General features: G+C 49.1%; 21 protein-coding genes. All 21 read left to right on the forward strand.

The window, feature by feature from the left end:
• Positions 1-441 precede the first annotated feature (441 nt).
• Positions 442-1,191 (forward strand): beta-ketoacyl synthase chain length factor, encoded by a 750-nt coding sequence (locus L2744_RS15900; protein WP_248992843.1) that lies wholly within the window; start codon positions 442-444, stop codon positions 1,189-1,191.
• A complete protein-coding gene (locus tag L2744_RS15905; RefSeq protein ID WP_248992844.1) occupies positions 1,184-2,041 on the forward strand; it encodes a lysophospholipid acyltransferase family protein in 858 nt (285 codons plus the stop codon). Before L2744_RS15900 ends, L2744_RS15905 begins: the two co-directional genes overlap by 8 nt.
• Positions 2,025-2,279 (forward strand): phosphopantetheine-binding protein, encoded by a 255-nt coding sequence (locus tag L2744_RS15910; protein WP_011787697.1) that lies wholly within the window; start codon positions 2,025-2,027, stop codon positions 2,277-2,279. The genes L2744_RS15905 and L2744_RS15910 overlap by 17 nt, the downstream gene beginning before the upstream one ends.
• Positions 2,280-2,288: 9 nt before the next feature.
• The gene (locus L2744_RS15915; protein WP_248992845.1) at positions 2,289-2,537 is read left to right on the forward strand and encodes an acyl carrier protein; all 249 of its coding nucleotides are present in this window, start codon (positions 2,289-2,291) and stop codon (positions 2,535-2,537) included.
• A complete protein-coding gene (locus L2744_RS15920; RefSeq protein WP_248992846.1) occupies positions 2,537-3,085 on the forward strand; it encodes a COG4648 family protein in 549 nt (182 codons plus the stop codon). The genes L2744_RS15915 and L2744_RS15920 overlap by 1 nt, the downstream gene beginning before the upstream one ends.
• Positions 3,082-4,446, forward strand: a complete 1,365-nt coding sequence (locus tag L2744_RS15925) for an AMP-binding protein (protein ID WP_248992847.1) — start codon at positions 3,082-3,084, stop codon at positions 4,444-4,446. Before L2744_RS15920 ends, L2744_RS15925 begins: the two co-directional genes overlap by 4 nt.
• A complete protein-coding gene (locus L2744_RS15930) occupies positions 4,439-4,852 on the forward strand; it encodes an ApeI family dehydratase (RefSeq protein WP_248992848.1) in 414 nt (137 codons plus the stop codon). The genes L2744_RS15925 and L2744_RS15930 overlap by 8 nt, the downstream gene beginning before the upstream one ends.
• Complete coding sequence (locus tag L2744_RS15935) at positions 4,846-6,705, forward strand: glycosyltransferase family 2 protein (RefSeq protein ID WP_248992849.1); 1,860 nt, start codon at positions 4,846-4,848, stop codon at positions 6,703-6,705. The genes L2744_RS15930 and L2744_RS15935 overlap by 7 nt, the downstream gene beginning before the upstream one ends.
• Complete coding sequence (locus L2744_RS15940; RefSeq protein WP_248992850.1) at positions 6,702-8,276, forward strand: HAL/PAL/TAL family ammonia-lyase; 1,575 nt, start codon at positions 6,702-6,704, stop codon at positions 8,274-8,276. The genes L2744_RS15935 and L2744_RS15940 overlap by 4 nt, the downstream gene beginning before the upstream one ends.
• Positions 8,273-8,707, forward strand: coding sequence for an acyl-CoA thioesterase (locus L2744_RS15945; RefSeq protein ID WP_248992851.1), 435 nt, complete (start codon positions 8,273-8,275; stop codon positions 8,705-8,707). The genes L2744_RS15940 and L2744_RS15945 overlap by 4 nt, the downstream gene beginning before the upstream one ends.
• Positions 8,704-9,486: an outer membrane lipoprotein carrier protein LolA gene (locus L2744_RS15950; RefSeq protein WP_248992852.1), complete on the forward strand. Its 783-nt coding sequence runs from the start codon at positions 8,704-8,706 to the stop codon at positions 9,484-9,486. The genes L2744_RS15945 and L2744_RS15950 overlap by 4 nt, the downstream gene beginning before the upstream one ends.
• Positions 9,487-9,488: 2 nt before the next feature.
• Positions 9,489-11,945 (forward strand): MMPL family transporter, encoded by a 2,457-nt coding sequence (locus L2744_RS15955; protein ID WP_248992853.1) that lies wholly within the window; start codon positions 9,489-9,491, stop codon positions 11,943-11,945.
• Positions 11,946-11,968: 23 nt separating this feature from the next.
• Positions 11,969-13,255, forward strand: a complete 1,287-nt coding sequence (locus L2744_RS15960; RefSeq protein ID WP_248992854.1) for an NAD(P)/FAD-dependent oxidoreductase — start codon at positions 11,969-11,971, stop codon at positions 13,253-13,255.
• A gap of 3 nt (positions 13,256-13,258) precedes the next feature.
• Positions 13,259-13,975 carry a DUF3261 domain-containing protein gene (locus L2744_RS15965; protein WP_248992855.1) on the forward strand — a complete coding sequence of 239 codons (717 nt, stop codon included), beginning with the start codon at positions 13,259-13,261 and terminating at the stop codon, positions 13,973-13,975.
• Positions 13,976-14,005: 30 nt separating this feature from the next.
• Positions 14,006-15,205: a beta-ketoacyl-[acyl-carrier-protein] synthase family protein gene (locus L2744_RS15970; protein ID WP_248992856.1), complete on the forward strand. Its 1,200-nt coding sequence runs from the start codon at positions 14,006-14,008 to the stop codon at positions 15,203-15,205.
• Positions 15,206-15,209: 4 nt separating this feature from the next.
• Entirely contained in the window at positions 15,210-15,743 is a 534-nt protein-coding gene (locus tag L2744_RS15975; RefSeq protein ID WP_248992857.1) for a hotdog family protein, read from the forward strand.
• A gap of 123 nt (positions 15,744-15,866) precedes the next feature.
• A complete protein-coding gene (locus tag L2744_RS15980; RefSeq protein ID WP_248992858.1) occupies positions 15,867-16,592 on the forward strand; it encodes a 3-ketoacyl-ACP reductase FabG2 in 726 nt (241 codons plus the stop codon).
• Complete coding sequence (locus tag L2744_RS15985) at positions 16,593-17,852, forward strand: beta-ketoacyl-ACP synthase (protein WP_248992859.1); 1,260 nt, start codon at positions 16,593-16,595, stop codon at positions 17,850-17,852.
• A 32-nt stretch (positions 17,853-17,884) separates the two neighbouring features.
• On the forward strand, positions 17,885-18,628 hold the full coding sequence (locus tag L2744_RS15990; protein WP_248992860.1) for a hypothetical protein: 744 nt from the start codon (positions 17,885-17,887) through the stop codon (positions 18,626-18,628).
• Positions 18,629-18,906: 278 nt separating this feature from the next.
• The gene (locus L2744_RS15995; protein ID WP_248992861.1) at positions 18,907-19,149 is read left to right on the forward strand and encodes a type II toxin-antitoxin system Phd/YefM family antitoxin; all 243 of its coding nucleotides are present in this window, start codon (positions 18,907-18,909) and stop codon (positions 19,147-19,149) included.
• 8 nt (positions 19,150-19,157) lie between these two features.
• Positions 19,158-19,433 (forward strand): type II toxin-antitoxin system RelE/ParE family toxin, encoded by a 276-nt coding sequence (locus L2744_RS16000; protein WP_248992862.1) that lies wholly within the window; start codon positions 19,158-19,160, stop codon positions 19,431-19,433.
• Positions 19,434-19,816: the final 383 nt, after the last annotated feature.

Consider the following 19,816-nt stretch of genomic DNA (forward strand, 5'->3'; position numbering starts at 1 on the left):
AAAATTCATAGCGTGCGCCTAAAGTTGTTTTGTAGATCAGATCAACAACATCAGCGCGAGTTCAAAAAAATCCCCCGAATTTATCGGGGGATTTGTGTATAAGAGACAGGCCTAAGCGCCTTTTGTTATATAAAACCAACTACCTCTATACCGTTCATGTTTAGTACCGCTTTGTATCCTATAACTCTCAATAACCCCTCAGCCCTGAATAATCTGTTACCAATAAGTAACTAATTTCTATTTGGTTGCATTTTGTTAACCCACGCACTGCAAATGGCTTCATTAAAACTAAAGACTTAGTGTAGAATGAGCGGCACAACAGAGGGAGAATTTGACGCGATTGATCCGACGCGTAAGTAGCCCAAGATTAATCAATTTATTAATGTTTTAACTTAGTTAGGGATAACTAAGACAGCTTTAAACTAGTGTCGAGGCAAAGTAGTGCAACTAACATTCAGCATTCTCTCTTGGGGCGCATGGGCTCCTCAATATCCCTTTAATGATAGCTGGCAAAGTTGGCGTAAAAACTCGGCTGAGTCGACATCGGGCACAAACACTACATCAGAACTTGACGCCACTTCCCCGGCTCTCACACACATCCCGGCTATGCAACGCCGCCGTTTTAGTCGCCTAACTAAAATGATGTTAGAGGTGAGTTTTCGCTGTGGTATGGCGCAAAATTGTCGATCTATTTTTGCCTCGCGCCACGGGGAACTTCCCCGCACTATCGGGTTACTCGAAGATATTATCACCAAGCAACCCTTATCTCCCTTGGGCTTTAGCCAATCGGTGCACAATACCGCCAGTGGGATTTTCGGCATAGTGGCGGCCAATACCGCACCTTCCACTTCTATCGCTGCTGGAACAGAAACACTATCCCAGGCCATGGTCGAAGCGTTTGCGCAATTGCACCAATCGCCAGAACCATTATTGCTCGTATTTGGCGATGATCCCGTACCACCCGTGTACGATGAGTTCACCCAAGAAGTTGAGCTACCTTTAGCCCTAGGTTTAAAACTCGCCCCCATGGGTGCACAGTCTTCGACAAGGCTCAGAGTAAAACGAATTACCAAAGAAGAATCGTCAATAATTAATCCTCTAACCTATGGCGAATTTATCCAAGCCCTTGCCACATCAAAGGATATTTCAGGCTGTTTATCCAAGTGGCATTGGAGCCTAGAACATGTCTAGCCCAGCACAGAGCCAAAATAAATTGGGGCTAAATGTGGCGTACACCTTACCAGAACAGCGCCGCGCGGGATTTAGCTATCTGCCCCGCTGGCTAGGAGGCGTGAGTTGCTACATTGCCTTTGGTTTAGGGGGACTCTTAAGCTCGTTAACGATTCTGCCACTGCTGCGCTTTTGGCCCGGTACGCCGGAGGCGCGAATTATTCGGGTACAAAGAGCCGTACATTTGATGTTTAAAGGTTTTGTCGCCATGCTCACTTGGGCGGGTGTGATTAAGGTCAGTACCCACGATGCACAAAAATTATATGATGCTAAAGGGGTTATTGTTATCGCTAACCATCCTAGTTTAGTGGATGTAGTGGTACTGATCAGCCTAATGCCCAATGCGGGCTGCATAGTCAAACAAGGTTTGTGGCGGAATCCATTTTTGCGTGGTGTAGTGTCCTGCGCTGGATATATTCCCAATCGCGGCGCCGAATTGCTGCTAGAGGATTGTCGCGAAGTACTGGCGAGGGGCACCAATTTAATTATCTTCCCCGAGGGCACGCGCACGATTTTCGCTGCGACCATTAATGACTTTGCTCGCGGTGCCGCCAATATTGCTCTTAGGGCCGAAGCAGATATTGTACCTGTGGTGCTACGTACCAATGTGCGAGGTTTGACAAAGGAGCAACCTTGGTATGAGATCCCAAGGCAAACCATGGGGATGGCCGTAGAAGTCGGCGCAACAGTTTCTTACCAAAAATACCAAGCGGCTTTAGGTGAGCATGCAAAAATGGCCCGGCAACTGACGCGGGATCTTGAATACTACTATAAACAACAACTCGAAAATAATTATGAACTTAAACAATGAAATAAAGCAGTTAATCATCGACTGTCTCGATCTAGAAGATGTCAGTATTGATGATATTGAAACCGATGCACCGCTATTTGGTGAAGGTCTTGGCTTAGATTCTATCGACGCCCTAGAGCTAGGTTTAGCCATCAAGAAAAAATTTGATGTCAAAATCGAAGCCAATTCGGATGCCACTAAGGCCCATTTTCACAGTGTTGCCAGCTTAGCTCGCTTTATCGAATCACAGCGTCCATAGGAGAGGAATATGCAAAGTCGTGAACAAATCCTCACTATGCTAACCACTATTTTAGTGGATGAATTCGAAGTCGATGCCGAGGCGATTACGCCTGAGGCCAAACTGTATGAGGAACTCGATCTCGACAGTATCGATGCCGTCGATCTCGTGATTAAGCTACAGCAACTAACAGGTAAAAAGATCCAACCCGATGAATTTAAATCAGTTCGCACAGTCAACGATGTGATCAATGCCATCGAAGGGTTAGTTAAAGACTAATGCGAGCCTTGCTACAGGTCTTAACCGGCCTAACATTGCTGGCCTACCCCGTTGCCGTGTACTTAGGGCTCAATTATTTGCCCGCTGGCACTATCGCCTTAGCATTATGTTTATTGCTGATAGTTCGTTTAATGCTACAAAAGCAAAGGATTAAGACGTTAGCTTTGCCGCTACTGGTCGGGATAGTCCTTACTGCGGGCAGTTTTTTTGCCAAACGTAGCGACTGGCTACTGTATTATCCTGTGGTGATCAACCTGACTATGCTGGCCCTGTTCAGCTATTCACTACACAGCGGCCCTAGCATGATAGAGCGTTTAGCGCGCTTGAAAGAACCCGATTTACCGGATGAAGCCATTGTATATCTTAAAAAAGTCACTCTACTTTGGTGCGGCTTATTTATCTTCAATGGCACTATGGCGGCTTACACCGCTGGCTTTACTAGCTTAGCAACCTGGACCTTGTATAACGGTTTGATTGCATACGTACTCATGGGACTGCTCCTCGGTGGGGAATGGTTATATCGCAGCTTTTGGTTGAAGAAAACATGACACAGCTACTCAAAAACTGGTTAACCCAAGGGCCATTCGCCCAACAACTGATCAGCTTTAATCACCACGACATAGTCACAGGTGCATTATTTACCAATCAGGTGGCGTATTTTTACGAGCAACTGCTGGCAGCACCAGAGAAAAAATGGCTGCTCGCCAGTGATACCAGCGATCTATTTGCCGTCGGTTTATGTGCGGCGCTGTTAGCCGGCAAGGAAATTATCCTGCCAGCCAATACCCAAACGGGTACGCTAAGCGAGTTAACCCATCAGTTTGAAGGCATATTGTCGGACAAGCCATTATGTGAAAGTCAGGCCTTTATTCTACTGAGAAAAGAGCTGAGCCTGCCGAGTAAACCTTGGCCGGCAAGCGAGGCTATCGGTGAACTTGTGCTCTTTACCTCCGGCAGCAGTGGCGAACCTAAAGCGATTCGTAAAACATTAAGGCAGTTAGATGTCGAAGTCTCGGTGCTCGAACATACCTTTGCCGAGCATTTACCCCATTGCAGCGTGGTTTCAACGGTTTCCCATCAGCATATTTACGGCTTGTTATTCAAGATTTTGTGGCCGCTCGCCGCCAGTCGGCCGTTTTTAAGCGAGCAAATTGAATACCCAGAAACCTTAAGCTATTACACTGCTTTACTGCCAAACCTGTGTTTAATCAGTAGCCCGGCCCAGCTATCGCGTTTACCTAAAGCCTTGGAGCACGAAAAACAACTGCGCTCACCTAGCTTAGTATTTAGCTCGGGTGGACCCTTAAGTTTTGCGGCGGCTCAAGGGATCAGCCAATGCTATGGTCATCTGCCCATCGAAATATTTGGCAGCACAGAAACGGGCGGCATCGCCTATCGCCGTCAGCATGAGGCGGATGAACCTTGGCAAGTATTTGAACGCATCTCGATAGACCAAGATCCGTCCGACGGCGCCTTGCTGCTGAAATCGCCCTATTTAGACGACGATGAATGGCTGCGCTGCGAAGATAAAATCGAACCCACTCGTAACGGCCAGTTTAGGCTCAAGGGTAGGCTCGATCGCATCGTTAAGATTGAAGAAAAGCGTCTGTCGCTGACGCAAATGGAAACACTCCTGTGCAGCCACGCCTATGTTGAGCAAGCCGCACTTGTGGTATTGCCGCAGTTTAAATCCCAACTGGGCGCGGTGGTAACCCTGTCTGAAATAGGCCAAAAAGTACTCCAAGATCAGGGTAAACTCAGTATTAACAATGCTCTAAAGTCACATTTACTGACGCAATTTGAGCGAGTCACACTGCCGCGCCGCTGGCGTTACCCCGATATTTTACCGCTGAACACTCAGGGTAAGCGTGTCACTGCCCAGTTAGTCGAGTTATTTGATCATGATTAAATCGAGTTTACCGCCGATCCTGCATTCCAATATCGGCATTGATAACATTGAATTACGCCTACTCGTGGCGGCCGACCTTGAGTCTTTTAAGGGTCATTTTCCCGAGCAAGCCGTGCTGCCTGGCGTAACTCAATTAGATTGGGCCGTGCGTTTAGGTTGCCAACATTTCGGCTATTGCGAAGCCGTAGCCAACTTAGAAGTGCTTAAGTTTCAGCAACTCATACTGCCGGGACAAGAAGTCACCTTAAGCATTAGCAATAATGCCGCTAAGGGGAAACTCACCTTCGCCTATTGCGATGGTGATAACCGCTATGCATCAGGCCGTATCGCCTTCGATACCACGCCCGTTAACAGCAAGCTTTCTGATGCCAACGATACCATCAAGAATGGAGCGAGCCAGTGCTAACGCCACCCAGCGACCTCGTTGAGTCGGTGCCAATCAAGCTCGCCTTAGTGATCCCCAATTACAATCACAGCGCCGCGATCGCCCATACCTTGGCCGAACTCGCCCGATTTAATCTGCCCTGTTATTTGATTGATGATGGCAGCAATGACGAGACGCACTATCTGCTGCAGACCTTAGCCCAAACATATCCTTGGGTGACCCTGCTGCAACATCCCTACAATCGTGGCAAGGGCGCCGCCGTGATGACGGGCCTACGCCGAGCCTACCGCGATGGCTTTAGTCATGCACTGCAGGTCGATGCCGATGGTCAACATAATCTGGCTGATATTCCGGCTATGATAGCAAGGGCGCAGGCTAAACCCGATGCGCTGATTTCAGGCAAACCCGAGTACGATGAATCCGTGCCTAAGGGCAGGTTCTATGGCCGCTACTTAACCCATTTTTGGGTATGGGTCGAAACTTTAAGTTTTGATATTCAAGATTCTATGTGTGGCTTTCGCGTTTATCCACTGGCCGCCACCGAACGGTTATTGTGTCAGCAGGCATTAACGGAGCGAATGGATTTTGATATCGAAATCCTCGTAAAACTCTACTGGCAAGGGGTGGAGATTTTATTCCAACCGACTAAGGTCATCTATCCCGAAGGCGGTGTTAGCCACTTCCAAGGTGTGGCCGACAATGTGCGCATCACCAAACTGCACACTAAACTGTTTTTCGGCATGTTAAAACGCCTGCCTTGGCTATTGAAGCGCAAGCCGCAGCGACAAGCCGCACAAACTTCCGATGGTTCATCAGACCTAAAATCAACTTCAGCTCCCCATTGGTCAGGCATGAAGGAGCGCGGCAGCTACTGGGGCATAAAACTGTTAGTCGAGAGCTATCGCTTTGGTGGCCATTGGTTGTGCCGTGCCATTATGTACCCTGTGATTTGCTATTTCTTCCTCACAGGCAGAGTCACCCGTGAAGCCTCATTAGATTTTCTGCGCCGGGTGCAAAAACTTGAGCCGCAACATCCTAAGCTCAATCAGCCAGTAGGCTGGCGCGATAGCTTGAATCACTTTCTAGCCTTTGGAAATGCAGCAGTCGATAGAATCGATGCTTGGTGCGATCGCATCCAATTGAGCCAAGTGGATTTTCCCGATCGCCAAGTATTAGTCGATCAGCTCGAAAGCGGCAAAGGCGCAGTGTTATTGGTGTCTCACCTTGGTAATTTAGAACTCTGCCGCGCCATTTCCATCCACCAGCGCAAGGTCAAAGTAAATGTCATGGTGTTAACTAGCCATGCGGAAAACTTTAATAAAGTACTCAAACAGTTAAACCCAGATAGTACGCTCAATCTTATTCAAGTGACCGAGCTTAACCCAGCGACATCTATGTTGCTGCAGCAAAAGATAGAAGACGGCGAACTGGTGGTGATTGCGGGCGATAGAACTTCATCTAATACCCAAGGTCGCGTGGTGTACGCGCCGTTTATGGGTCAAGATGCTGCTTTCCCGCAGGGGCCATTTATTCTGGCAGGCTTACTCGATTGTCCCGTATTTTTAATGTTTTGCCTGCGGGAACAGGGCCGTTATCGGGTGCATTTAGAACACTTCGCCGAGACGCTTAAAGGCCCAAGAGCAGGCAGAATGGACAGATTACAGCAGGCGGTAAATCGCTACAGCGAACGTTTAGAATACTTTGCCAGACGCGAGCCTTTGCAATGGTTTAACTTCTTCGATTTTTGGCACACGGACAGCGAGCTTAAGCGCACCTCATCTCATTTAGTACAACCTAATTCTGTACAAACAACTTCAGAATCATCGCAGATCCCAGAGCAGGATCATAAGACAGACAGGACAAGTCATTCATGAGCCACACCCAAGCCGCCGACTCAAAGAATCAATCAGACTTACAGACTGTTGAGCTCGGCCGTCAATTTCTCACCTTAGAACAGGTGGTTGCCGTCGCTAAAGGCGCAAAGGTTAAACTCTGTGATGATGCGGATTATCAAGAATATATTCAAAAAGGTGCACGCTTTATCGATAGCCTGCTACACGAAGAAGGCGTGGTCTATGGCGTAACAACTGGTTATGGCGACTCTTGCACAGTCAATGTGAGCTTAGATTTAGTCCACGAATTGCCACTGCATTTAACCCGCTTCCACGGCTGCGGTTTAGGCGAGACCTTAAGCATAATGCAGGCCCGTGCTGTGATGGTCTGCCGCTTAAATTCCTTAGCTTTTGGCAAATCGGGCGTGACCTATGAGCTATTAAAGCGCATCGAAACCTTGCTGAATCTCAACATAGTGCCCGTTATCCCAGAGGAAGGTTCGGTCGGCGCCAGCGGCGACTTAACGCCGCTATCATACTTGGCCGCCGTGTTAGTCGGTGAGCGCGAGGTGATTTACCAAGGTAAGCGCCAATCGACTCAAGATGTGTTCGCAAAGCTTAACATCACCCCGCACGTACTGCGGCCGAAGGAAGGCTTAGCCCTGATGAACGGTACGGCGGTAATGACAGCATTGGCCTGTTTAGCCTTTGATCGCGCTCAATATCTTGCACGCTTAAGTAGCCGCATTACCGCTATGGCCTCGTTAACCCTTAAAGGCAACTCGAATCATTTTGATGAAATCTTATTTGCCGCTAAACCGCATCCGGGGCAAAACCAAATCGCCACTTGGATACGTGAAGATTTAAATCACCACGAACATCCGCGCAATTCAGACAGGCTGCAGGACAGATATTCCATCCGCTGCGCGCCGCACATTATCGGCGTGTTGCAGGATGCATTGCCGTTTATGCGTCAGTTTATCGAAACCGAAGTCAACAGCGCCAACGACAATCCGATTGTCGACGGCGAAGGCGAGCATATTCTCCACGGTGGTCATTTCTACGGCGGCCATATCGCCTTTGCGATGGATTCATTAAAAAATACTGTGGCGAACTTAGCCGATCTTATCGATCGCCAAATGGCGCTAGTGATGGATCCTAAATTTAACAATGGCTTGCCAGCCAACTTATCCGGCTCAATAGGAGCCCGCCGCGCCATTAATCACGGCTTTAAGGCTGTGCAAATTGGCGTATCGGCTTGGACGGCAGAAGCGCTCAAGCACACTATGCCCGCTAGCGTGTTCTCACGCTCGACCGAATGCCATAACCAAGACAAGGTGAGCATGGGCACTATCGCCGCCCGCGACTGTATGCGCGTACTGCAATTGACCGAACAAGTCGCCGCAGCAGCCTTGCTCGCCATGACCCAAGGTATTGGCCTGCGTATCGCCCAAAATGAGCTGGATGAAGCCTCGCTCACACCTTCATTGGCGAAAACCCTCGCTCAAGTGCGCGGTGATTTTGAGACCTTAATTGAAGACAGACCGCTCGAAGCCGTGCTGCGCAAAACCGTTGCCAAGATCCAAGCGGGTGAATGGGAAGTGTGCCGATGAAATCATTGCTCACTATCGATATGGAAATGCAAATTCCCTTCCACGATGTGGATTCCATGGGGATCACTTGGCATGGCAATTACCTGCGTTATTTCGAGATTGCTCGCTGCAAACTGCTCGATGAGTTGGGTTATAACTATCGACAGATGCAAGCATCAAACTATGCGTGGCCGATTATCGACTTGCAGATTAAGTACGTCAAAGCCAGCACCTTCGAGCAAAAAATCACAGTACGCGCCGAGTTAGTCGAGTGGGAAAACCGCTTAAAAATCAATTACCAAATTCGTGACGTCGAAACCGGTGTGCGCATCACTAAGGGTTATACCATTCAGGCGGCGGTCGATATGAGCACCCAAGAATTGTGCTTTGTTACCCCAGAGGTGTTCCGTGACAAAATAGCCACCCTGCTTGCAAAGGCTGAAAACCAATGAACGCCGCGCTAACGCACATCAAGCTTATGCTTATCCTGTGTTTTTGCAGCGTATTGATATCGACGCAGTGCAAGGCTGACACATCGACAACGGCGGTTTCTGTCGGCAATTACCAGCAACTATTCACCCAAACTGCGGATACCGCGCAGCTTGTGGCCCTGAGCCAAAAGCTGAATCTCGGTGAAACGGTTCGTGGCAACTTTGTGCAGTCTCGGCAGTTGAAGGTGCTCAAAAAGCCGTTAATCAGCCAAGGGCAGTTTATCTTCGACAAAGAGCAAGGGCTAATTTGGCAGCAGATAAAACCCTTTGAATCCCTGCTGATTTTAAAAGATAAGCAGCTTATTCAGCGCGATAGCCAAGGTCGAGTACAAGTCAGCAAGGCTGATGCCTCGGCAAGCGCTGCCGCTATGGGCGATTTATTGCCAAGCCTAGTGCGCGCTATGCTCGGCGGCGATATTTCCGGTTTAAGCGAAAACTTCGAGCTGCACTTCCTCATCACAGACAGGTTGAGCACGGAAAAGTTAAGCCCTGAGAGGTTGAGCACAGACGGCCAATGGCAATTGGGCCTAACTCCCAAAGATCCCTTAATGAAAAAAGCCATCGCCAATATGGTGTTAGAGGGTAGCGATGTGTTGCAATCCTTAGTGCTGCTTAGCGCCGCGCCGAGTGTGAGCCCGCAGGATATGACCCGCATCGACTTTAGTGCACTTTCCCAAGGCACACTCAGCGCAACCGAATTGGCGCAGTATGCGTTGGCGGTAGAGGCGAGTAAACCTTAACCATGGCCGCCAACTTCGCCGCGCGCGCCAATCAAGCGCTAATGCAATCTTCCCCCAAGTGGCGCCTCGCCATTTGGTTGCTATTGATGCTGTCTGCCAGTCTGTGGACGCTGCAACTTTGGCAAAACGGCGCACGGGTGCAGAGCGATATTCTGGCCATGCTGCCCCATTTACAGCAGGACAAACTCACCGAGCGCGCCCTTAACCAAGTTGAAGCGACGCTGGCCGACCAAGTCTATATTGCGCTCGTCGCCAAGGACGAAACTACGGCAATTGCTGCGGCTAAGCTGTTGATGCAAAAGCTTGAAACTGACCTTGTTACTGGCAAGAAAGGTGCACTCACAGATATTCGCAGCGCCGATATGCAGCTCGGTGAAGCGTTGGGGCAATACTATTTCCCCCACAGATTTAAATTACTGACAGAGCCGCAAGCTGAGGCGTTAGCAACCAAAGACATTGGGAGTCTGCTAGAGGCGGCCACAGCGCAGCTTTACAACGCTTTTGGTTATGCCAATAGCAACTTGCTTGCCCAAGATCCGCTGCTGTTATTCCCCGCTAATTTACTCGCCCTCGCGCCGAGCTCAAACGTCAGAGCCAGCCAAGGCATTCTGCTGGCGAATCAAGGCAATAATGTCGCCGCGGTTGTTATGGCAAAGGGGCGAGAAAGCGCCTTTAATCCCAATGCACAATTGGCGCAGATGACGGCATTAACCCTAGGATTGAATGCGGTTAAACAAAATTATCCCGATATTACCTTGCTTAAGGCTGGCGCCCTGTTTCACGCGATTGCGGCGACCCAAACCGCTAAGCGTGAAATCTCGATCCTTGGTCTTGCATCCTTACTTGGGGTAATAGCCCTAGTCTGGCTGGCGTTTCGCTCTGTAATGCCACTACTGCTGGCGATTGTCACTATTTCCAGCGGCTTGTTACTGGCCGTGACGTTTACCTTAAGCGTGTTTGGCGAGCTGCATTTACTCACCTTAGTGTTTGGCACTAGCCTGATTGGCATTGCCATCGACTACAGCTTTCATTTTTACTGCGAGCGCTTAAGCGATACCGAGCGGAGCGCTCAGGCGACTGTCGCATATATCTTCCCGACTGTGACACTCGCCTTTATCACCAGCGCCTTAGCCTATGTGGGCATAGGTTTAGCGCCGTTTCCCGGTATGCAGCAAGTCGCCATCTTCTGCGCCGCTGGGCTGCTCGGCGCTTATCTCACTCTCATTCTCGCCTACCCACTGTTAGCAGGGAGTCATTTGCCATCAGGCTCCCGCCCGTTAGCACTCGCGGGGAAGTACCTTGCCAATCTCACTCTGTTATCCAAAAGATTGACCACGCCTTTGGGCCTAGTCGGCTGTGCTTTAGTCATATTAGTCTGGTGCGCGGCTGGGTTAACTGAGCTTAAAGTCGATGACGATATTCGCCATTTGCAGCAAAGCCCTGCGAGCGTGGCTGAACCTGAAAATCAGCTCAGAAAGTTACTCAGCGGTGGCACAGATAATCAATTCTTACTGGTACGCGCCGCGAGTGAAGAAGCTCTGCTGCAACAGCTTGAGCGAGTGTCGCCACTGCTCGATGCCGCTATCGCTCACCAAGAACTAGGCAACTATGTCAGCCTCAGCCGGTATCTGCCCAGCCATCAAAGGCAAGACACGGCTTATCGCTCACAGAGCGAAATCTATCAAACTCAGTTAGATACTGTGCTCATAAGCCTTGGGTTGGATGAAAACATCAAGCCAGAACTGCAAGCAAGCTACTTAGCAGCTAAAGACCAATATATAAGTCCAGCGGATTTCTTTAAGCTAGAGGCAGGCAAGCAACTCGCACCGCTGTGGCTCGCACCAAATGACAAGGCCACCGACTATGACGCTCTAAATGATGGCGGCGCGATAAATGATGATGGGGCGAGAGGTGATTATGGCGCGATTGTATTGCTTGGCGGCATTCAGCAGATAGACGCGCTCAAGGCGCGCTTTGCCCATGATGAAAGCGTACAACTTATCGATAAAGTCGCAGATATCTCCACCGTCATGGGGCATTATCGACTGTTAACCCTAAAGCTGTTAGCGCTCGCACTGGGTATCGCACTCTTGTTGTTTAGCCTGAATTTTGGCATTAAAAAAGCCGCGGTTGTCGTTGCCGTTCCAGCCCTTGCTGCCTTACTAACTCTCGCAACCTTAGGGATAACGGGCTCGCCACTGAGTCTGTTCCATGCACTCGCGCTTATTTTAGTTTTCGGGATTGGGATAGACTACAGCTTGTTTTTTGCCTCAACCCAGAACCACGGCAAGGCAGTGATGATAGCGGTGTTTATGTCCGCCAGCTCAACCCTATTGGCCTTTGGCTTACTTGCCTTTAGCCAGACCCAAGCGATCCATTATTTTGGTTTAACCCTGTCGCTAGGTATAGGTTTTACCTTCTTACTTTCGCCACTGATTTTAACGACTAAAAAATCCTGATCACGACAAGGAACGTACTTTACATGCCTACACCCGCTCACGATTTATCGGCTATACCAAATTCACTTGCCGTCGATGTCGCTATTATCGGCGCAGGGCCTTCGGGCGCCATCGCCGCCAGCCTGCTGCATCAACAAGGCAAGCGCGTGCTGGTGTTAGAAAAACAACATTTCCCCCGTTTTTCCATCGGCGAAAGTTTACTGCCCTGCTGCATGCAGTTCATCGAAGAAGCAGGTATGTTAGATGCGCTCAATGCCGCAGGATTCCAGCATAAAAATGGCGCCGCCTTTCGTCGCAATGGCACTTACACTACCTTCAATTTTACCGATAAATTTACTCCTGGGCCGGGCACCACGTTTCAAGTGCAGCGCGCCAGTTTTGATAAACTGTTAGCCGATACAGCCCAAACCCAAGGGGTCGAAATCCGCTACGGCGAAACGGTCGAGGCGATAGATTTAACCGAGAACCCACGCTTAACGGTGCGCAATGAACAGGGCGAGCTTTATCAAATCGATGCCCAATATGTGCTCGATGCCAGCGGTTTTGGTCGTGTGTTGCCACGCTTACTCGACTTGGAAAGTCCGTCTTGCCTACCACCCCGAAGCGCCATCTTCACCCATGTGGAAGATAACATCAGCGATCCCAGTTTCGATCGTAATAAGATTTTGATCAGCGTCCATCCTGAACATAAGGACATTTGGTATTGGCTCATTCCCTTTAGCAATGGCCGCTGTTCACTCGGCGTAGTGGCCGAGCCACAATTGCTCGCGCGTTTACAGGGGTCGCTTGAGCAACAATTGATGAGCATAGTCAATGAAGAACCCGGGCTAAAAGACCTGCTGGCAAACGCTAAGGTGGTGCAAGAATGCGCCACGCTCAAGGGCTATTCCGCCAATGTGTCACGCCTTGCGACCGACAAGTTCGCCCTACTGGGCAACGCGGGCGAGTTCCTCGATCCGGTATTTTCCTCCGGCGTGACTATCGCCATGCAATCGGCATCGATGGCGGCAAAATGTGTGACTAAACAACTCAATGGCGAAACGGTTGACTGGCAAGCCGATTACTCAGCGCCTTTAATGCAGGGCGTGAATACCTTCCGCACCTATGTGCAAGCTTGGTATGATGGCCGCTTTCAGGATGTGATCTTCTTTGATGCACCGAATCCACGCATCAAGCAAATGATTTGCTCGATTCTGGCGGGCTACGCTTGGGATACCCATAATCCCTTTGTTAAAGACTCGGAGCGACGCCTCAATATGATCGTTGAGCTGTGCCAAAACCAAGCGACCGCCGAATTCGCAGAGGTATAACCTATGTCGCTCAACCGTAACGCCACACTATTAATACTGCTTAGCTTACTGCTGGCGAGTCAATTAATGACGGGCTGTACTCAGTTTTTGCTTAGGCAAACCTGTGTCGGACTGGCAAATGACGTGCGTTACTGTTTAGCGCCACTGCCGCATAACTTTGTATCTGTAACAGAAAGATCTTTGAATGAATCTGCGCCTACCTTGCCTAATCCGCAAACTAACAGCAATGCGGGCGTTTCTTCCCTGTCTCTCAGCCAAAAAGTCAGTATTAAGATCGATAGTGAGTCACATGAACTACTCACCCAATTAGAGTTAGAGGGTGAGCGCATGACCCTTGTTGGCTTAGCGCCACTCGGGCAAGCTTTATTTACCTTAGTCTATGATGGTAATACACTCAACAGTGGGCAAAGCGTGCTACTGGGCGATAATTTTAAAGCCGAGTATTTGATGGCGATGATGCAACTGATCTATTGGCCAGAGCAGAGCATTCGCGCCCATTTGGAGGGTGGTCAATTAGTCACTGAAGTTTGCGATATACAAGGTAACACTGCGCCCTGCCGTCGGTATTACCGTCAACAGAGTTTGGATAGTAAAGACGAGCAGCAGCCCTATTTCCTGCAGATAACTTATCGACAAAATGCAGATGAACCCCTGTGGCAAGCCCATATTCATTTAACGATGCCGCAGGCAAAGTTTGAATTAGAAATACAACCGATTTAATCACTTAGCCGCTGGATATAACGACAAGCGATGATGAACAGAGTAGCTATTACACAGATTGGATTGTGTACCCCGCTAGGGCAAGATCCCCAGCAGGTTCTAGACCGCTTGATCGCGGGCGATACCAGCGCCATGCAACTAAGTGACGACCTACTATTTGGGCAGTCAACCCTGGTCGCACCTGTAGTCGCCGAGCTTCCAGCTATTCCGGCATCACTTTCCCAGTTCGATTGTCGCAATAACCAACTACTGTTGTGCGCCACGCTGCAAATCGCCGCCACCGTTGAGCAGGCCAAACAAACCTTTGGTAGCAATCGTATTGGTGTCGTTTTAGGCACTAGCACCTCGGGGATCTCCAAAGGTGAAGCCGCGCTTGCGTACCGTAATGAACATGGCCACTTCCCGACGGATTACCACTATTTCCAGCAGGAACTTGGCAGCACTAGTGACTTTTTGTGCCAGTATTTTGAGCTCGATGGTCCTTGCTACACGATTTCAACTGCCTGTTCCTCCAGCGCCAAAGTCTTCGCCAGCGCCAAGCGCCTATTACAGGTGGATCTCTGCGATATGGTGATCGTCGGCGGTGTCGACAGTCTGTGCCAACTCACGGTCAATGGTTTTAATGCCTTAGAATCTGTCTCGAAAGGCCACTGTAATCCCTTTAGCATCAACCGTGATGGTATCAATATCGGCGAAGGTGCGGCGCTTTTCGTCCTCACCTTGGGCGAGTCAGATGTCATGTTAGCGGGTATTGGCGAGTCGAGCGATGCGCACCATATGTCGGCGCCACACCCCGAAGGTGCAGGTGCCATCGATGCCATGCACGCGGCGTTGCGAGATGCACATATTTCAGCAAAAGACATTGGTTACATTAACTTGCACGGTACAGCCACACCCAAAAATGATGCGATGGAAAGCCGCGCCGTGGTTGAAGTGTTTGGCGTTAACACGCCTCCTTGTAGCTCGACCAAGCCCTTAGTCGGCCATACCTTAGGTGCCGCTGGCGCAATTGAAGCCGCCTTCTGTTATTTATTACTTTCAGCACATAATCACGGCCAAGCTCTGCCGCCCCATCAATGGGACGGACAAGTCGATCCACAGGATCCGTCCATTGCCTTGGTCGAGCGCCATCAAGTCGCTGCTAAGAGCGCGCTTAATTATGTGATGAGCAATTCCTTCGCCTTTGGCGGCAGCAATGCCAGCCTGATTTTTTGCCGTAACGAGGCCTAGCACCATGCAGTTGCTTAAGATCAACCAACCCTTCGCCGAACAGAATATTGCCGATTTTATTCCCCATAGGGCACCGATGATTTTGCTCGATAAAATCATTGGCTATCGGCGGGATAACCTAGAGACCGAAGTCACTATCACGGCGCAAAGCCCTTACTTTGACGATAAGCATCAAGCCGTACCAAACTATGTTGGCATCGAATATATGGCCCAAAGTATTGCCGCCCTTGCGGGTGTTGAGGCAAAGCTTCGCAACGATAAAATCCGCGTGGGTTTTCTATTGGGATCACGCAAATTAACCTTGTATACCAAGCAATATGAGCTCGGGCGCACCTATCGCACCCAAGTCAGCCGCCTCTATCAAGAGGGATCGGGATTAGCGGTATTCGATTGCCAAATTTATCTGCTGCCCGAAGCAGGCTCTAACCTAGAAAAGAGCTTAGTGGCCCAAGCCAATGTGAATGTGTTCCAACCTCAGGACACACAAGCCTACCTTGCAGGCAATCAAGATGCGGCAAATAGAAGCCTTGGACACTGATACTAAGGCAATGAATTAGCCTGTAGATAAAAAGCGTTAAAGCGCCTTAGCAAGCAATCTTTTTACAATGAATAAATAAAACCCCATACCGATTCATAACGATAAAATGGGGTGGAGAAAACGATGAATAATAGAGTATTAGTTACCGGTTCGAGCCGCGGCATTGGTAAAGCCATCGCCCTAAAACTCGCCGCTGCGGGTTTCGATATCGCCCTGCATTACCACAGTAACCAAGCAGCTGCCGATGACACTGCCGCGCAAATCCGCGCGCTTGGGGTGAATGTGAGCCTGCTGAAATTTGATGTGGCCGACCGCGCCACCGTCAGAGCCGCCATTGAAGCCGATATCGAGGTCAATGGTGCCTATTATGGCGTGATCCTCAATGCTAGCATCAACCGCGACACCGCCTTTCCCGCCATGACAGAAAGCGAATGGGACAGCGTGATCCACACTAACTTGGACGGTTTTTATAATGTCATCCACCCCTGTGTTATGCCTATGGTACAAGGCCGCAAGGGCGGACGTATCATCACCTTAGCCTCAGTTTCTGGGATTGCGGGCAACCGTGGCCAAGTCAATTACAGCGCCTCAAAAGCGGGTATTATCGGCGCGACTAAGGCACTGTCATTAGAACTGGCAAAACGCAAAATCACCGTCAACTGTATCGCCCCCGGTTTGATTGAAACCGACATGGTGGCCGATATTCCGAAGGATATGGTCGAGCAATTAGTGCCGATGCGCCGCATGGGTAAACCCAGTGAAATCGCCGCCTTAGCTGCATTTTTAATGTCTGACGATGCTGCCTATATCACTCGCCAAGTGATATCGGTCAATGGAGGCATGATCTAAATGAGCGAGCCGACAAATCAAACCCGCTTAGGGAGACGAGTGGTCGTCACTGGCATTGGCGGCATTACCGCCCTAGGCCATGATTGGCCGACGATAGCGGCGAGCCTTAAGGCACAGAAAAACTGCGTCGTCACTATGGGCGAATGGGATAAATACGATGGCCTCAATACCCGTTTAGCCGCGCCCATTACCGACTTTGAAGTGCCAAGCCATTATTCGCGCAAGAAAATTCGTTCTATGGGTCGAGTTTCTATCATGGCGACCCGCGCCAGTGAACTTGCTCTTATCGATGCGGGATTATTGGACGATCCTATCGTGTCCTCGGGTGAAATGGGTATCGCCTATGGCTCGTCTACTGGCAGTACCGATGCCATCATCGCCTTTGGCGATATGTTGAAAACCGGTGATATGTCGGGCGTTACCGCCACGAGTTATATCCGCATGATGGCACACACCACTGCGGTAAATGTCGGGGTATTTTTCGGCTTAAAGGGCCGAATTCACACCACTAGCAGCGCCTGTACCTCGGGGAGCCAAGGCATAGGTTACGCCTATGAAGCCATCAAATACGGTCAGCAAACCTTAATGTTGGCGGGCGGCGGCGAAGAACTCTGCCCCACAGAGGCTGTCGTGTTCGATACCCTGTTTGCCACTAGCACTAAAAACTCCACACCCGAACTCACGCCACGCCCCTTCGATGCGAGCCGTGATGGCCTCGTGATTGGCGAAGGTGCTTGTACGCTGGTACTCGAAGAGCTCGAACACGCCAAGGCACGTGGTGCAAAAATTTATGCTGAGTTAGTCGGTTTTGGCACTAACTCCGACGGCCAACACGTCACCCAACCAAACGCGCAGACCATGGAAATCGCCATCAGATTGGCCCTCAAAGATGCCCAGCTTGAGCCTAGCGCCATAGGTTATGTGAACGCCCACGGCACGGCAACGGATCGCGGTGACATCGCCGAAAGCCACGCGACCCACGCGGTATTTGGCGCTGGTATGCCGATTTCATCCCTTAAAAGCTACACGGGCCACACCTTAGGCGCATGCGGCGCGTTAGAGGCTTGGGTGAGTATTGAGATGATGAATGCGGGCTGGTTTGCGCCGACACTCAATCTTGAAAGTATCGACCCACAATGCGCCGATTTGGACTATATCCGTAGCGATTTGCGCCCAATCGATACAGATTATGTGATGAGTAATAATTTCGCCTTTGGCGGTATTAATACCTCGCTGATTTTTAAACGCTGGGCCCAATAACAACATATAAAAAACCACATAAGGACATCACCATGAAACCACTCTTTGCAGGTATGCTGCTTAGCATCAGTTTATTAAGCTCGCCTTTATTGGCTCAGGAATACAAGGTAGAAACCTATCAAGAAATCTTTAAGGGTGATAACCAATTCAAGCAAAAACAAGCCATTGAATCACTCACCATCGCAGGTTTATCCGATCCTGCCATTTTTGATGCACTCGAAGCCAAGCTACTCGCATCTTTACCCCAAGCCACTGAGAAAAATGCCATTGACTACAGTGCTTGGTTAGTCAAAGGCTTAGCTTATTCAGGCAATGATAAGTACAGCGAAACCATCAACAACATTGTTAATGGTGACTATCCTAAAAAACTCAAAAAATACGCAGGTCAAGCTTTAGAAAACATAACGATATATAAAAAATGGAATGCGATTCTTGCGGATAAAAGCCAATATGCCGCCGATCAGAGTCAGCAAAATAATGCCTTTGCCAATGCCCTACGCAGCAATGATTTAGAATTAATGCGTCTCGCGGCTAAACGCATCATGGATGATCGTCAGTACGATGACTTTATCCTAGCCATACTCAGTAATGAATTGAAAACATTACGCTTAATGGCCGATGATAAACTCGCCATCGATACCTATGCCAATATGGCAAAAGCGCTAGCTAGTTCGGGAAATACCGCTTATCGCGATGTGATTGAAAATATTGCAATCGCGAGTTCAAACAAAAAGCTCAAAAACTACGCCGAGAGTTATTTGAAGAAGTACTACTAAACCTACCCGTTTTACGCTTAATCGAACAAATCATGGCCGAGCTTATCCTCGGCCATTTTTATATTCGTTTGGATAATGTTGAGAATCGGAAAGGATAATTAATAGTGAGCGGATTAGGGAACTCGCACAACGCGGTTGACCTTGTAGCCAGTGCCTTTTACTGGCGATAAAAATTTATGACCCGTTTGTTTTCGGGGAAATCGCACGATTTAATCGTTTTGTGCGTTTCGCACAATACACTATACTGCCACTGTATTTCCAAATAAGAGGGCTTATTCGTGCAAACATTAACAGCCAATGACGCCAAACGAAATTTCGGTGAGTTACTGCTAAACGCTCAACGTGAACCCATCAAGATCAGCAAAAACAATAAAGATACGGTTGTCGTGATGTCTATCCACGACTTCGAACAGCTTGAGGCGATGAAAGCGGATTACCTTAAACACTGCTTCAACGCTGCTAAAGAAGACTTAGCGAAAGCTAATATTGTTGATGGCGAAGATTTCCTTAACGCCCTGTAGCAACTTACATGAAAAATAAACGCTATAAACTGAGTAAGTTAGCTCAGACTCACTTACTAAAGATTAAAGACTACACCATTCAACACTTTTCTGAGTCGCAATGGCACAAATACAAACAAAGCCTAATATCCGGCTTTCAAATGTTAGCCGATAACCCCGGATTAGGCAGAAGCTGCGACGATATTTACCCCAACGGATTCTACTTTCCTATCGGTAAACACACCGCCTACTTCACAAAAGAAGACGACTTCATCCTTATCGTTGCCCTGTTAGCTCAACCATAACTACCACAAAATCACCTGAAATAGCCTTTCGAGCCTTATTAGTTCAATCTTTGCATTGCAGAGTTCATTTCGGGGACTGATATTCGGGGCTATAAAACCTTCAGCGATTGAGATTAAGCACTGTCATTACAGTGACACGCCATGAACTCGTCCTTGAGGGCTCGACGGCGGCATCCATGCCGCCAACGGTCACTTCCATGACAGTGCTTAATTCCGTTAGCTAAATCGTATTCTGTTAGCCTAAACATGCACTCAATGTTACCAACAGCGCAATGCATAAACCAAGCTAACCATCTCAGCAGATATATCTTAGGCGTAAACAAAATTGCGCAAATATGCGACTGTCCTGTCTTTTGTTTCAATAAAATCATTCCAAATAGCCA

The organism is Shewanella profunda (assembly GCF_023283765.1).
GTDB classification, from domain to species: domain Bacteria; phylum Pseudomonadota; class Gammaproteobacteria; order Enterobacterales; family Shewanellaceae; genus Shewanella; species Shewanella profunda.

What these genes read in the sequence shown, in the direction of transcription:
- L2744_RS15955 (WP_248992853.1), top strand. Translation starts at nt 9,489, where the DNA reads ATGGCCGCCAACTTCGCCGCGCGCGCCAATCAAGCGCTAATGCAATCT.
- L2744_RS15990 (WP_248992860.1), top strand. Translation starts at nt 17,885, where the DNA reads ATGAAACCACTCTTTGCAGGTATGCTGCTTAGCATCAGTTTATTAAGC.
- L2744_RS15970 (WP_248992856.1), top strand. Translation starts at nt 14,006, where the DNA reads ATGATGAACAGAGTAGCTATTACACAGATTGGATTGTGTACCCCGCTA.
- L2744_RS15960 (WP_248992854.1), top strand. Translation starts at nt 11,969, where the DNA reads ATGCCTACACCCGCTCACGATTTATCGGCTATACCAAATTCACTTGCC.
- L2744_RS15940 (WP_248992850.1), top strand. Translation starts at nt 6,702, where the DNA reads ATGAGCCACACCCAAGCCGCCGACTCAAAGAATCAATCAGACTTACAG.
- L2744_RS15905 (WP_248992844.1), top strand. Translation starts at nt 1,184, where the DNA reads ATGTCTAGCCCAGCACAGAGCCAAAATAAATTGGGGCTAAATGTGGCG.
- L2744_RS15915 (WP_248992845.1), top strand. Translation starts at nt 2,289, where the DNA reads ATGCAAAGTCGTGAACAAATCCTCACTATGCTAACCACTATTTTAGTG.
- L2744_RS15945 (WP_248992851.1), top strand. Translation starts at nt 8,273, where the DNA reads ATGAAATCATTGCTCACTATCGATATGGAAATGCAAATTCCCTTCCAC.
- L2744_RS15985 (WP_248992859.1), top strand. Translation starts at nt 16,593, where the DNA reads ATGAGCGAGCCGACAAATCAAACCCGCTTAGGGAGACGAGTGGTCGTC.
- L2744_RS15930 (WP_248992848.1), top strand. Translation starts at nt 4,439, where the DNA reads ATGATTAAATCGAGTTTACCGCCGATCCTGCATTCCAATATCGGCATT.
- L2744_RS15920 (WP_248992846.1), top strand. Translation starts at nt 2,537, where the DNA reads ATGCGAGCCTTGCTACAGGTCTTAACCGGCCTAACATTGCTGGCCTAC.
- L2744_RS15925 (WP_248992847.1), top strand. Translation starts at nt 3,082, where the DNA reads ATGACACAGCTACTCAAAAACTGGTTAACCCAAGGGCCATTCGCCCAA.
- L2744_RS15910 (WP_011787697.1), top strand. Translation starts at nt 2,025, where the DNA reads ATGAACTTAAACAATGAAATAAAGCAGTTAATCATCGACTGTCTCGAT.
- L2744_RS16000 (WP_248992862.1), top strand. Translation starts at nt 19,158, where the DNA reads ATGAAAAATAAACGCTATAAACTGAGTAAGTTAGCTCAGACTCACTTA.
- L2744_RS15975 (WP_248992857.1), top strand. Translation starts at nt 15,210, where the DNA reads ATGCAGTTGCTTAAGATCAACCAACCCTTCGCCGAACAGAATATTGCC.
- L2744_RS15965 (WP_248992855.1), top strand. Translation starts at nt 13,259, where the DNA reads ATGTCGCTCAACCGTAACGCCACACTATTAATACTGCTTAGCTTACTG.
- L2744_RS15980 (WP_248992858.1), top strand. Translation starts at nt 15,867, where the DNA reads ATGAATAATAGAGTATTAGTTACCGGTTCGAGCCGCGGCATTGGTAAA.
- L2744_RS15950 (WP_248992852.1), top strand. Translation starts at nt 8,704, where the DNA reads ATGAACGCCGCGCTAACGCACATCAAGCTTATGCTTATCCTGTGTTTT.